This is a genomic window from Streptomyces sp. NBC_00663 (assembly GCF_036226885.1).
GTDB lineage: Bacteria > Actinomycetota > Actinomycetes > Streptomycetales > Streptomycetaceae > Streptomyces.
In genome coordinates, this window is sequence record NZ_CP109027.1 from 5,897,147 (window position 1) to 5,910,347 (window position 13,201).

Consider the following 13,201-nt stretch of genomic DNA (forward strand, 5'->3'; position numbering starts at 1 on the left):
GGCACATGGCACTTGATACGGCCGCGGCCCCGTACGAGCTGCGGTTCGACGCCGGGCGGATCTGTCTCGATCTCCTCGCGACCACCCATCCCGTCGAACGGCTCGACTCGGTCGAGGTGCTGTGCGCCTGGATCGTCGGTTCCGGGCTGGTCCCGGCGGACACTCCGCTGACCCACGCCGGTGTCTCCTGGCTGGTGGCTTTCCGTGAACTGAGGGGACGGCTGGGACAGTTGGTGCGCACGGGGTCCACCGGTGTGGACATCGCGCTCGCCCGCGTCAACGAACTCGCCCGCGTCGCGCCCCCGGCCCCCCGTGCCGTACCGGCCGAAGACGGCACGCTCGTACGGCAATTGACCGGTCCGCCCGAACTGGCCGCCCTGCTCGGCGCGATCGCCCGGGACGCCGTCGAACTGCTCACCGATCCGCTCGCGCGGGCGGGTCTGCGGCAGTGCGCCGGCGACAACTGCCCGATCGTCTACCTCGACACCTCACGGGGACGCAGGAGGCGTTGGTGCTCCAGTGAGGTCTGCGGGAACCGCGAAAGAGTGGCCCGGCACCGCCGGCGCGCCGCCATCGCCCGTGCCTGAGGGTCCGAGACACGCGCTTGAGGGTCCGAGACACGCGCCTGAGGGCCGGAGACACGGGCCTGAGGGTCCGTTATGCGGCTTCTGTGGAACGGGAGTCGAAGTGATTTCGATTACACGCCGTTTACTCCCGCCGCGTCACGGGCAGCCGCACCGATCTTGCCGATGTGGTGGAAATGTAAAGATCGCACGGTGGGAATGTGCGCTCATGTCCCCCTCGTCACGTCACCCGGAAGAAAACTGTCACGTCACTTTGAACACACAACGGCCCGCGTCCGTACCCGGTGTTGAGCGACTGGTCGGGGGAACCCCCGGACATCGGAGGTGGGCGTGCGCAAGGATTCCGTCGTGGCCAATGAACGTGGATCGAGGGCCCGACATCGCATGTCCCAGCCCTCGGAACCTGATGAGGAGCTCATGCGTGCTCTGTACAGAGAGCACGCGGGACCCCTGCTCGCCTATGTGCTGAGGCTGGTCGCCGGAGACCGGCAAAGAGCCGAGGACGTTGTGCAGGAGACGCTGATCCGTGCCTGGAAGAACGCCGGTCAGCTCAATCGAGCGACCGGATCTGTACGCCCCTGGCTGGTGACGGTTGCCCGGCGCATCGTCATCGACGGCCACCGAAGCCGGCAGGCCCGGCCGCAGGAGGTCGATCCGTCGCCGCTGGAGGTCATCCCCGCGGAGGACGAGATCGACAAGGCGCTGTGGTTGATGACGCTGTCGGACGCGCTCGACGACCTGACTCCCGCGCACCGGGAGGTGCTCGTCGAGACGTACTTCAAGGGGCGTACCGTCAATGAGGCGGCCGAGACGCTCGGTATCCCCAGCGGCACCGTCCGCTCGCGGGTCTTCTACGCCCTGCGTTCGATGAAGCTGGCACTGGAGGAGCGGGGGGTGACGGCGTGATGAGTGTTTACGGGGGAAACCAGGGATTCGGCACAGGTGGTTCGGGTATGTCTGGGGCTATGCAGGGATCTCCGGTGCCGAGCGAGCACGAGACCGTCGGCGCCTACGCCCTCGGGATCCTCGACGACGCCGAGGCAACCGCTTTCGAGGTGCATCTCGCCGGGTGCGAATGGTGCGCCCAGCAGCTCGACGAACTCGCCGGGATGGAACCGATGCTGGCCGCGCTGGCGGACCTGCCCGGGACCGGGACACCCGCGATCGGCGAGTCGCTGTCCGCCAGGCCCAGCCCACGGCTGGTGAACAAGCTGGTCGACGAGGTCGCCGACCGCCGCGCCCAGAAGCGCCGGCGGAGTTTCTACATGGTCGCCGCCGCGGCCGCGCTGATCATCGGCGGCCCGCTGGTCGCGGTGGGAGCCACGAGCGACGACTCGGGTGGGAACGTTTCCGCGCACACCACCGCCAGCAGCCCCGCCAAGGAAGCCTTCGACGTCATCAAGGACAAGGTCACCGCGACCGACCCCAGCACCGACGTCACCGCGACCGTCGCGGTGGAGAAGAAGGACTGGGGCACCCACGCGGTCCTTCAGCTGAAGAACGTGACGGGCCCCGAGAAGTGCTCCCTGATCGCCGTCGGCAAGAACGGCGAGCGCGAGACGGTCACCTCCTGGTCCGTCCCGAACTGGGGCTACGGCATCCCGAACGCCAAGACCGAGGAGGCCAAGCAGCCCCTCTACGTCCACGGCGGCGCGGCCTTCGACCCGAACCAGATCGACCACTTCGAGGTCATGACCTTCGACGGCAAGAAGCTCGTAGAGGTCGACGCGTAGAACGTGTGACGGCCGACGCGTAGCTTCCACCGGCCCCCTTCACCTAAGGTTGACGGCTGCCCAGCACGTCAGAAGGGGGCCCGGTGGCCGCTCAGGCACAGCAGGAGACCGCGGTCGGTCCGGATCACGATTCCGTTCGTGACCGGGAGATCAGCGTCGAACAGGTCCATCTCGACCGGGTCTACCGGCGTCTTGAGGAGAAGATCCACGAGGCGGAGTTCCTCATGAACGACGCGGCCCAGCGCGGCCAGGTCGGCACGCCCGGCGCGCTCGCCGAGCGGGACGCCCAGGTCTTCCGGGCCGGCGTCCACCTCAACCGCCTCAACAACGAGTTCGAGGACTTCCTCTTCGGCCGTATCGACCTCCTCCTCGGCAAGGACGGCAAGAAGGGCCCCGACGGCGCCTACACCGCCGTTGAGCCCGCCGAAGGCGCCGTACGGGCGGACGACACCGCCGATATCGCCGAGACGCTCCACATCGGGCGTATCGGGGTCCTCGACTCCGACTACGCGCCGCTCGTCATCGACTGGCGGGCCCCGGCCGCGGCGCCCTTCTACCGGTCGACCCCGGTCGATCCGGGCCGGGTCGTGCGCCGCCGGGTCATCCGCTCCAAGGGGCGCCGTGTCCTCGGTGTCGAGGACGACCTGATGCGCCCCGAGCTGACGGCCTTCCTCGACGGCCATGAGCTGCCCGTCATCGGCGACGGCGCCCTGATGGCCGCCCTCGGCCAGGCCCGCAGCCACACCATGCGGGACATCGTCGCCTCCATCCAGGCCGAGCAGGACCTGGTCATCCGCGCCCCCGCCGCCTCCGTGACGTACGTCGAGGGCGGACCGGGCACCGGGAAGACGGCCGTGGCGCTGCACCGCGCCGCCTACCTCCTCTACCAGGACCGGCGCCGCTACTCGGGCGGCATCCTGATCGTCTCGCCGACGCCCCTGCTGGTCGCCTACACCGAGGGCGTCCTCCCGTCGCTGGGCGAGGAGGGCCAGGTCGCCATCCGCGCCATCGGCTCCCTCGTCGACGGCGCCGAGGCCACGCTCTACGACAGCCCGGCCACCGCCCGCGCCAAGGGCTCGTACCGCATGCTCAAGGTTCTGCGGAAGGCGGCACGGGGCGCACTGGAGAGCAGACCGGCCGGCGGTCAGCTCGCCCTCGGCGAGGACGACGCGGACACCGCCCGCCCCACCGGCACCCCCACCCGCCTGCGTGTCGTCGCCTTCGGCCGCCGCCTGGAGCTGGAGGCCGCCGAACTGGACCGCATCCGCCACAACGCCCTCGGCGGCACCGCGCCCGTGAACCTGCTGCGCCCGCGCGCCCGCAAGCTCCTCCTCGACGCGCTGTGGGCGCGGTCCGGCGCGGCCGGCCGGCACACCGACCCCGAGCTCGCCGCCGAGCTGCGCTCCTCCTTCGACGAGGACGTCAGCTCCGAGGACAGCTTCATCGACTTCCTGGGCGCGTGGTGGCCCGAGCTCACCCCGAAGACCGTCCTGGACGCCATGGCCGACGAGCGCCGCCTCGGCCGCTGGGCCCGGCGCGTCCTCAACCCCGGCGAGGTCCGCAGGGTCGCCCGCTCCCTCAGACGGGACGGCCACTCCGTGCACGACATCGCCATGCTCGACGAGCTCCAGGCCATCCTCGGCACCCCGGCCCGCCCGAGGAAGAAGCGCGAGCTGGACCCGCTCGACCAGCTCAGCGGCCTGGAGGAGCTGATGCCGGTCCGCGAGGAGTCGCAGCGTGAACGCGCCGAGCGGCTCGCCCAGGAGCGCACCGAGTACGCCCACGTCATCGTCGACGAGGCCCAGGACCTCACGCCGATGCAGTGGCGCATGGTCGGCCGCCGCGGCCGGCACGCCACCTGGACGGTCGTCGGCGACCCGGCCCAGTCCTCCTGGTCCGACCCCGACGAGGCGGCCGAGGCCCGCGACGAGGCCCTCGGCACCCGGCCCCGCCGCCGCTTCGAGCTCACCGTGAACTACCGCAACCCCTCGGAGATCGCCGACCTCGCCGCCAAGGTGCTGGCCCTCGCCATGCCCGGGTCCACGTCCCCGCGGGCCGTCCGCTCCACCGGCGTCGAGCCCCGTTTCGTGACAACGAACAACAGGCACAGCACCGGGGTGCAGGACTCGCTCGCGGCCACCGTCCGCGCGGAGGCCGCCCGCCTCCTCGACCTCGTCGACGGCACGGTCGGCGTCGTCGTCGCCATGCAGCGCCGCGAGGAGGCCGCCCGCTGGCTCACCGGACTCGGCGACCGGGTGGTGGCGCTCGGCAGCCTGGAGGCCAAGGGCCTGGAGTACGACGCCACCATCGTCGTCTCCCCGGCCGAGATCGCGGACGAGTCCCCGGCGGGCCTGCGGGTGCTGTACGTCGCCCTGACCCGGGCCACCCAGCAGCTGACGATCGTGTCGGGGGAGCGGGACCAGCCAAACGCGAACGGGGTGCCCGATCTGCTGAGAGATTGAACTCTCGGGATGGGAATGGCCTTACGGGATCCGTTTGTTAGCCTGGGTGTGACACCGGCTCGATCCAAGCCCCCGGGCCCAACCTTCGTCCCTTAGAGGGACCACTTGCCGCGAGGCGAGCATGGCGGGTCGGTGTCATTGACTCGCGAGAGGCCCACGTCCATGGACGTGGGCCTCTTTCGTTGTGAACAAAACGTTCGCAATCCAGCGTGGCTAACGCCTACTCATCAGTAGGTGCGACGATCGGACGGCATACGGCAATACAGCGACACAGCGTCACAGGTGAAAGCAGAGGAAGTCGGCCATGGCAACGGCGCCCAGCGTCTCCTACTCGATGACGGTCCGGCTGGAGGTGCCCGCGAGCGGAACCGCGGTCTCCCAGCTCACCGGGGCCGTCGAGTCCCACGGAGGCTCGGTGACCGGCCTCGACGTGACCGCCTCCGGCCACGAGAAGCTCCGGATCGACGTCACCATCGCGGCCACCTCCACGGCGCACGCCGACGAGATCGTCGAGCAGCTGCGCGGCATCGAGGGCGTCACGCTCGGCAAGGTCTCCGACCGTACGTTCCTGATGCACCTCGGCGGCAAGATCGAGATGCAGTCCAAGCACCCCATCCGCAACCGTGACGACCTCTCCATGGTCTACACGCCGGGTGTGGCCCGCGTCTGCATGGCGATCGCCGAGAACCCCGAGGACGCCCGCCGCCTCACCATCAAGCGCAACACCGTTGCGGTCGTGACCGACGGTTCGGCCGTGCTGGGCCTCGGCAACATCGGCCCGATGGCCGCCATGCCGGTCATGGAGGGCAAGGCGGCCCTCTTCAAGCGCTTCGCCGACATCGACGCCTGGCCGATCTGCCTGGACACCCAGGACACCGACGCGATCGTCGAGATCGTCAAGGCGATCGCCCCCGGGTTCGCCGGCATCAACCTGGAGGACATCTCCGCACCCCGCTGCTTCGAGATCGAGGCACGGCTGCGCGAGGCCCTCGACATCCCCGTCTTCCACGACGACCAGCACGGCACCGCGATCGTCGTCCTCGCCGCCCTGAAGAACGCACTTCGCGTCACCGGCAAGGCAATTGAGAACATCCGTGTCGTCATGTCCGGCGCCGGCGCGGCCGGTACGGCCATCCTCAAGCTGCTGATCGCCGCGGGCGTCAAGAACGCCGTCGTCGCCGACATCCACGGCGTGGTGCACGCCGGCCGCGAGGACCTCGTCGACGCCGCCGCGGACTCGCCGCTGCGCTGGATCGCCGACAACACCAACCCCGAGGGCCTGACCGGCACGCTGAAGGAAGCGGTGCGCGGCGCCGACGTCTTCATCGGTGTCTCCGCGCCCAACGTGCTCGACGGCGACGACGTGGCCGCGATGGCCGAGGGTGCGATCGTGTTCGCGCTCGCGAACCCGGACCCCGAGGTGGAGCCGGCGATCGCCCGCCAGACGGCGGCGGTTGTGGCCACCGGCCGCTCCGACTTCCCGAACCAGATCAACAACGTGCTGGTGTTCCCGGGTGTCTTCCGCGGTCTCCTCGACGCCCAGTCCCGCACGGTCAACACCGAGATGATGCTGGCCGCCGCGACCGCCCTCGCGGACGTGGTGAGCGCCGACGAGCTGAACCCGAACTACATCATCCCGTCCGTCTTCAACGACAAGGTCGCGGGCGCGGTCGCCGGTGCGGTGCGCGAGGCGGCGAAGGCGGCGGGCGCCACGGCGTAGGGCCGGGTGCCGGTCTCCTGGCGCCGGGTGGCACGTCCTGCGAGCGGGTGGGTGCCGCGTTCCGTTGTCGTAGCCGTGTCGTACTGTGCAAGGGCTGTGGGTGGTCATGCGGGCTTGTGAGCATCACCACCACCGCCCCTGCATCGGCGCGTCGCGGAACCGCAGGCCGAGGGCCGCCCGTTAGGTTGGCGGGCACGCGCAGGCCTTTCGTGTGACTCCCTAGGGTGTTCTCACGACTCCTACGGGTGCCGGATTGGCTTTCCCGCCGCAGGTAGGGGCAGGATGCGTCTCTGGGCGCGAGCGCATCGGCAACCGACAGCGCCCAACATGCGGCTCCGCCGCGTGGCACGCCTCAACGGCAAGAAGAACACGGGAGTAAGAACATGAACCGCAGTGAGCTGGTGGCCGCGCTGGCCGACCGCGCCGAGGTGACCCGCAAGGACGCCGACGCCGTTCTGGCCGCTTTCGCCGAGACCGTCGGCGAGATCGTCGCCAAGGGCGACGAGAAGGTCACCATCCCCGGCTTCCTGACCTTCGAGCGCACCCACCGTGCCGCTCGCACCGCGCGCAACCCGCAGACCGGCGACCCGATCCAGATCCCGGCCGGCTACAGCGTGAAGGTCTCCGCTGGCAGCAAGCTCAAGGAAGCCGCCAAGGGCAAGTAAGGGCGCCTGTGCGCCGTCGTGGCCTGGCGCCGCGGGCGACCGCGGGCCGGTTGTGGCTGGTCGCGCAGTTCCCCGCGCCCCTTTCGGGGCGCTGCAATCAACGCCGATGGGGCGGTCACCCGAGTCCGGGTGACCGCCCCATCGACGTCTGCACGACCGGCGTTATCCGAGTGCTTTGCCCGGGAGTTCGACCTTCGCGCCCAGTTCCACGAGCTTCTCCATGCTGTGTCTGTCCGGGGGATGACCCCCGGGCCCCCAGCCGGGAGCGGCGTGGCCCTGGGCCGGAGCCGGGAAGTGGCGGTCAGCCGAGCGCCTTGCCCGGCAGTTCGACCTTCGCGCCCAGTTCCACGAGCTTCTCCATGAAGTTCTCGTAGCCGCGGTTGATCAGGTCGATGCCGTGCACCCGTGACGTGCCCTGCGCGGCGAGGGCCGCGATGAGGTACGAGAAGCCGCCGCGGAGGTCGGGGATGACGAGGTCGGCGCCCTGGAGCTTGGTGGGTCCTGAGACGACCGCCGAGTGGAGGAAGTTGCGCTGGCCGAAACGGCAGTCGCTGCCGCCCAGGCACTCGCGGTACAGCTGGATGTGAGCACCCATCTGGTTGAGCGCGGAGGTGAAGCCGAGCCGGGACTCGTAGACCGTCTCGTGGATGATCGACAGACCGGTCGCCTGCGTCAGCGCCACCACCAGGGGCTGCTGCCAGTCCGTCTGGAAGCCGGGGTGCACGTCGGTCTCGAGCGCGATGGACTTCAACTGGCCACCGGGGTGCCAGAACCGGATGCCCTCGTCGTCGATCTCGAAGGCACCGCCCACCTTCCGGTAGGTGTTGAGGAACGTCATCATCGACCGCTGCTGAGCGCCGCGGACGTAGATGTTGCCCTCGGTCGCCAGCGCGGCGGACGCCCAGGAGGCGGCCTCCAGGCGGTCCGGCAGCGCCGCGTGGTTGTAGCCGCCGAGCGAGTCCACACCGGTGACGCGGATCGTGCGGTCGGTGTCCATCGCGATGATGGCGCCCATTTTCTGGAGGACGCAGATGAGGTCCTCGATCTCGGGCTCCACCGCGGCGTTGGAGAGTTCGGTGACTCCCTCCGCCAGCACCGCCGTCAGCAGCACCTGTTCGGTCGCGCCCACCGACGGGTACGGCAGCGTGATCTTCGTACCGCGCAGCCGCCGCGGCGCCTCCAGGTACTGACCGTCCGCCCGCTTCTCGATCGTCGCGCCGAACTGCCGCAGCACCTCGAAGTGGAAGTCGATCGGCCGGCCGCCGATGTCGCAGCCGCCGAGACCGGGGATGAAGGCGTGCCCGAGGCGGTGCAGCAGCGGGCCGCATAGGAGGATCGGGATACGGCTCGACCCGGCGTGGGCATCGATGTCAGCGACGTTCGCGCTCTCGACGTGGGTCGGATCCATCACCAGTTCGCCGGGCTCCTCACCCGGACGGACCGTCACACCGTGCAGTTGCAGCAGACCGCGTACGACACGCACGTCACGGATGTCCGGAACGTTGCGCAGTCGACTCGGCCCGCTGCCCAGCAGGGCGGCGACCATGGCCTTCGGTACGAGGTTCTTCGCACCGCGGACTCGGATCTCGCCCTCCAGCGGGGTGCCGCCGTGGACAAGCAGTACGTCGTCAGAGCCGTTGACGGTCATGTATCTCGCGTTCCGATTGGTGGGGCAGGGGCCAGAAGGGAAAGGGTAATCGCCGTCCACCCCCCTTCCGTAAGCCCAAGTACCGCTCAGCCACGTCATAGCTGTGTCACAACACGAACCGTTCCCCGGCGGGCACATGGGGTCACGGCGGCGGGCGCGCACGAGGGGCGCGTGGTTGCGCTCTGAGCTGCATCCTCCGCCGTAAGGGCATTGCCACCCCCTTTCACGGGAAGATGCGGGATCATGTCTGGCATGACCGAGGTGTCCTCGCTCACAGGGCGGTTGCTCGTGGCAACGCCCGCCCTGGCGGACCCGAACTTCGACCGTGCGGTGGTGCTCCTTCTCGACCACGACGAGGAGGGCTCCCTCGGTGTCGTCCTCAACCGGCCGACCCCGGTGGACGTCGGCGACATCCTGGAGGGCTGGGCGGACCTCGCCGGTGAACCCGGGGTCGTCTTCCAGGGCGGCCCGGTCTCCCTCGACTCGGCGCTCGGCGTCGCCGTCATCCCGGGCGGCGCGTCCGGCGAGCGGGCCCCGCTGGGCTGGCGCCGGGTGCACGGCGCGATCGGTCTGGTCGACCTGGAGGCCCCGCCGGAACTCCTCGCCTCGGCCCTCGGTTCCCTGCGGATCTTCGCCGGATACGCCGGCTGGGGCCCCGGCCAGCTGGAGGACGAGCTGGTGGAGGGCGCCTGGTACGTCGTCGAGTCCGAACCCGGCGATGTCTCCTCCCCGTCCCCGGAAAGACTCTGGCGCGAGGTCCTGCGCCGTCAGCGCAACGAGCTGGCGATGGTGGCCACGTATCCGGACGACCCTTCGCTCAACTGAACCGTGTGACCTTCAGTACCCTGGCTTTCATGAGCACTCTTGAGCCCGAGCGCGGGACTGGTACGGGGACCCTCGTAGAGCCGACGCCACAGGTGTCCCACGGCGACGGCGACCACGAGCGCTTCGCCCACTACGTCCAGAAGGACAAGATCATGGCGAGCGCCCTCGACGGGACCCCCGTCGTGGCGCTGTGCGGCAAGGTGTGGGTACCGGGCCGCGACCCGAAGAAGTACCCCGTGTGCCCCATGTGCAAGGAGATCTACGAGTCCATGGGCGCCGGCGGGGACGGCGACGGCAAGGGCGGCGGCGACAAGTAGGTCCCGCCTCCGGCTGAGCCCGGTGAGGCCCTCGGGGCGCGTTCAGGCGCGCCCCGAGGGCCTTTCGCATGCCTTTTCGCGCGCCGTTCGCAGATCACGAAGTGGTTGAGACCTCTTGTGGGCATGTTCATGTAGTCCCTAGCCTCCGTTGTGCAGAGCGAAATCGCCATTGCATATGTTGCAACGCATCGCATCCTTGCTCGGAGGCCCCACTCCATGAAGCTCTCCCCCCGGCTGACCGTGCTCCTGACCGCCCTCGCCCTCACCGCCTGCGCTCCCCAGACCTCCTCCAACTCGTCCTCCGACAAGGACGACAAGACCGGCACCCTGCGCGTCTGGCTCTTCCAGGAGGTCGGCAACAAGCCCAAGGAGAAGGTCGTCGACTCCGTGGTCGCCGCCTTCGAGAAGGCCCACGACGGCACGAAGGTCGACGTGGAGTACATCCCGGTCGACACCCGCGCCCAGCGCGTCAAGGCCGCCTTCAACGACCCGGCGTCCGCTCCCGACGTCATGGAGTACGGCAACACCGACACCGCCGGCTATGTGAAGGACGGCGGACTCCTCGACATCACCCAGGAGTTCGGCGCCTGGCCCGAGGCCAAGGACACCGACCCCACCGCGAAGACGTCCGTCACCGTGGCCGGCAAGGTCTACGGCGCGCCCTTCTACGTCGGTGTCCGCGCCCTGTACTACCGCACGGACGTCTTCAAGGAGCTGGGCCTCGAAGTCCCCCGGTCCCTGTCCGAGTTGGCCGCGACGGCCCGGAAGATCCGCGCCGCGAAGCCCGAGTTGTACGGCCTGGTCGTCGGCGGCGCCTATACCTACGGCGCGATGCCGTTCGTCTGGGCCGGCGGCGGTGAGATCGCCACCGCCGAGGGCGGCTCGTACACCTCGGCGATCGACGGCGCGGCGGCCCGCAAGGGCATCACGGCGTACACCTCCCTGTTCTCCGACGACAACTGCCCCGCCGCCAAGTGCGCCGGCTTCGGCGGCAACGACACGGTCACCGCGTTCGCCGCCGGCAAGGCAGGCATGGCGATCGGCGGCGACTTCAGCCACACGGCGGTGGAGGCGGGCAAGGTGAAGGGCAAGTACGCGGTGGTGCCGCTGCCCGGCGTCGCGTCCGGCTCGATCGCTCCCGCCTTCGCGGGCGGCAACAACATCGGCGTACTGAAGAGCACCTCGCACCGCACGCTGGCCGTGCGGCTGATGGAGCAACTGGCCTCGAAGAAGACGCAGGCCGCGCTCTTCGACGCGATGGGCTTCCTGCCGACCTTCGGGGACGTACGGCAACAGGCGGCGAAGAAGGAGCCGTTCGTGAAGCCGTTCGTGGAGACCCTGGGCGCCGGGACGAAGTTCGTGCCCGCGTCGCCCGCCTGGTCGCAGATCGACTCCTCGCTAGTCCTGCCGACGATGTTCCAGGAGGTCATCAGCGGAAAGAAGTCGGTCGCGGCGGCCTCCGCGGACGCGGCGAAGAAGATGAACGACGCGTTCGGCTCCGCCGGATGACCCCGGTGACCCACCGCACCACCTGGACGCCGTGGCTCTATCTGGCCCCCGCTCTGGTCGTCCTCGGCGGACTGCTCGTCTACCCCATCTACCAACTAGGCCTGATCTCGTTCTTCCGGTACACCCAGGCCCAGGTCAGCGGTGGTGAACCGACCGCCTTCGAAGGATTCGGGAACTATCGGGAGCTCTTCGCCGACGAGCAGTTCTGGCAGGTGCTGCTGGCCACCGTGGTCTTCGCGGCCGCCTGCGTCGTCTCCACCCTCGCCGTCGGCTGCGCGCTCGCCGTCCTGCTCACCCGGGTGCGTGCCGTGCCGCGGCTGGCGCTGATGCTGGCCGCGCTGGGGGCGTGGGCGACACCGGCGGTGACCGGGTCGACGGTCTGGCTGCTCCTGTTCGACCCGGACTTCGGGCCGGTCAACCGGGTCCTCGGCCTCGGCGACCACTCCTGGACGTACGGGCGTTACTCCGCCTTCCTGCTCGTCCTGCTCGAAGTGGTCTGGTGCTCCTTCCCGTTCGTGATGGTCACCGTCTACGCCGGTATCCGCACCGTCCCCGCCGAGGTGCTGGAGGCGGCCTCCCTCGACGGCGCCTCCCAGTGGCGGATCTGGCGCTCGGTGCTGGCGCCGATGCTGCGGCCGATCCTGGTGGTCGTCACCATCCAGTCGGTCATCTGGGACTTCAAGATCTTCACTCAGATCTACGTCATGACGAACGGCGGCGGCATCGCGGGCCAGAACCTCGTCCTCAACGTCTACGCCTACCAGCAGGCGTTCGCCTCCTCGCAGTACGGCCTCGGCTCGGCGATCGGGGTCGTGATGCTGCTGATCCTGCTCGCCGTGACCCTCGGCTATCTACGGCTGCTGCGCCGCCAGGGGGAGGAGCTGTGAATCTTCTTCGGGGCCTTGTGGCCCGCCCGTGGCGGTTCGCGGCAGAGGCGTCGGCTCTGCTGATCGCGGCCGTCGTCGCCTTCCCCCTCTACTGGATGGTGCTGAGCGCCTTCAGACCGGCCGGGGAGATCGAGTCGAGCGAGCCGCGGCCATGGACGCTTTCGCCTTCTCTGGATTCCTTCCGGCGGGTGTTCGGCCAACAGGATTTTGGTCGGTATTTCGTCAACAGCCTTGTCGTGGCGGGCAGTGTGGTGATCGCCTCCGCGTTCATCGCGTTTCTCGCGGCGACCGCCGTGACCCGATTCCGGTTCCGCTTCCGGACCACCCTGCTGATCATGTTTCTGGTGGCGCAGACGGTGCCGGTGGAGGCGCTGACGATCCCCTTGTTCTTCCAGCTGCGGGACGTCGGTCTGCTGAACTCGCTGGGTTCGCTGATCCTGCCCCACATCGCCTTCTCGCTGCCCTTCGCGATCTGGATGCTGCGGGGGTTCGTGAAAGCGGTGCCTCAGGCCCTGGAGGAGGCCGCGTACATCGACGGGGCGGGCCGGGTGCGATTCCTGTGGCAGATCCTTTTCCCTCTCGTGTTCCCGGGGTTGTTGGCGACGAGCGTGTTCTCCTTCATCTCGGCCTGGAACGACTTCCTCTTCGCCAAGTCGTTCCTCATCAGCGACACTTCCCAGTCGACCCTGCCGATGGCCCTGCTGGTCTTCTACAAGCCGGACGAGCCGGACTGGGGCGGGGTCATGGCGGCGTCCACGGTGATGACGATTCCGGTGCTGGTGTTCTTCGTACTCGTACAGCGACGTCTGGTCTCCGGGCTGGGCGGAGCGGTCAAGGACTGAAAGGCCTGA

12 protein-coding genes are annotated in these 13,201 nt (G+C 69.1%); 11 read left to right on the forward strand and 1 reads right to left on the reverse strand.

Features of this window, described 5'->3' with window-relative positions; all coding sequences use genetic code 11:
• Positions 1 to 5 precede the first annotated feature (5 nt).
• The 6 genes from OG866_RS26820 to OG866_RS26845 all read left to right on the forward strand — a co-directional run bounded on the left by OG866_RS26820 (position 6) and on the right by OG866_RS26845 (position 7,164).
• Positions 6 to 587 (forward strand): CGNR zinc finger domain-containing protein, encoded by a 582-nt coding sequence (locus OG866_RS26820; RefSeq protein ID WP_329338492.1) that lies wholly within the window; start codon positions 6 to 8, stop codon positions 585 to 587.
• A gap of 381 nt (positions 588 to 968) precedes the next feature.
• Positions 969 to 1,490 carry a sigma-70 family RNA polymerase sigma factor gene (locus OG866_RS26825; RefSeq protein ID WP_010039908.1) on the forward strand — a complete coding sequence of 174 codons (522 nt, stop codon included), beginning with the start codon at positions 969 to 971 and terminating at the stop codon, positions 1,488 to 1,490.
• Positions 1,490 to 2,317 carry an anti-sigma factor family protein gene (locus tag OG866_RS26830; protein ID WP_329338494.1) on the forward strand — a complete coding sequence of 276 codons (828 nt, stop codon included), beginning with the start codon at positions 1,490 to 1,492 and terminating at the stop codon, positions 2,315 to 2,317. The genes OG866_RS26825 and OG866_RS26830 overlap by 1 nt, the downstream gene beginning before the upstream one ends.
• Before the next feature lie 83 nt (positions 2,318 to 2,400).
• Positions 2,401 to 4,779 (forward strand): HelD family protein, encoded by a 2,379-nt coding sequence (locus OG866_RS26835; RefSeq protein WP_329338496.1) that lies wholly within the window; start codon positions 2,401 to 2,403, stop codon positions 4,777 to 4,779.
• A gap of 304 nt (positions 4,780 to 5,083) precedes the next feature.
• Positions 5,084 to 6,499, forward strand: a complete 1,416-nt coding sequence (locus OG866_RS26840) for an NAD-dependent malic enzyme (RefSeq protein ID WP_329338497.1) — start codon at positions 5,084 to 5,086, stop codon at positions 6,497 to 6,499.
• 383 nt (positions 6,500 to 6,882) lie between these two features.
• Positions 6,883 to 7,164, forward strand: coding sequence for an HU family DNA-binding protein (locus OG866_RS26845; RefSeq protein WP_007382399.1), 282 nt, complete (start codon positions 6,883 to 6,885; stop codon positions 7,162 to 7,164).
• A gap of 301 nt (positions 7,165 to 7,465) precedes the next feature.
• Here OG866_RS26845 and murA read toward each other — a convergent pair whose 3' ends face one another.
• On the reverse strand, positions 7,466 to 8,812 hold the full coding sequence (gene murA / locus OG866_RS26850; RefSeq protein ID WP_329338499.1) for a UDP-N-acetylglucosamine 1-carboxyvinyltransferase: 1,347 nt from the start codon (positions 8,810 to 8,812) through the stop codon (positions 7,466 to 7,468).
• Positions 8,813 to 9,064: 252 nt separating this feature from the next.
• On the opposite strand from murA, the gene OG866_RS26855 reads away from it, so the two are divergent.
• From OG866_RS26855 to OG866_RS26875, 5 genes are all read left to right on the forward strand, one after another.
• Positions 9,065 to 9,637 (forward strand): YqgE/AlgH family protein, encoded by a 573-nt coding sequence (locus OG866_RS26855; RefSeq protein ID WP_059192108.1) that lies wholly within the window; start codon positions 9,065 to 9,067, stop codon positions 9,635 to 9,637.
• A gap of 29 nt (positions 9,638 to 9,666) precedes the next feature.
• The gene (locus OG866_RS26860; protein ID WP_079309856.1) at positions 9,667 to 9,954 is read left to right on the forward strand and encodes a DUF3039 domain-containing protein; all 288 of its coding nucleotides are present in this window, start codon (positions 9,667 to 9,669) and stop codon (positions 9,952 to 9,954) included.
• 216 nt (positions 9,955 to 10,170) lie between these two features.
• Positions 10,171 to 11,463 (forward strand): extracellular solute-binding protein, encoded by a 1,293-nt coding sequence (locus OG866_RS26865; protein WP_329338501.1) that lies wholly within the window; start codon positions 10,171 to 10,173, stop codon positions 11,461 to 11,463.
• Positions 11,460 to 12,350: a carbohydrate ABC transporter permease gene (locus OG866_RS26870; RefSeq protein WP_329338503.1), complete on the forward strand. Its 891-nt coding sequence runs from the start codon at positions 11,460 to 11,462 to the stop codon at positions 12,348 to 12,350. The genes OG866_RS26865 and OG866_RS26870 overlap by 4 nt, the downstream gene beginning before the upstream one ends.
• Positions 12,347 to 13,192, forward strand: a complete 846-nt coding sequence (locus tag OG866_RS26875; protein WP_329338505.1) for a carbohydrate ABC transporter permease — start codon at positions 12,347 to 12,349, stop codon at positions 13,190 to 13,192. Before OG866_RS26870 ends, OG866_RS26875 begins: the two co-directional genes overlap by 4 nt.
• The last annotated feature ends 9 nt before the right edge of the window (positions 13,193 to 13,201 follow it).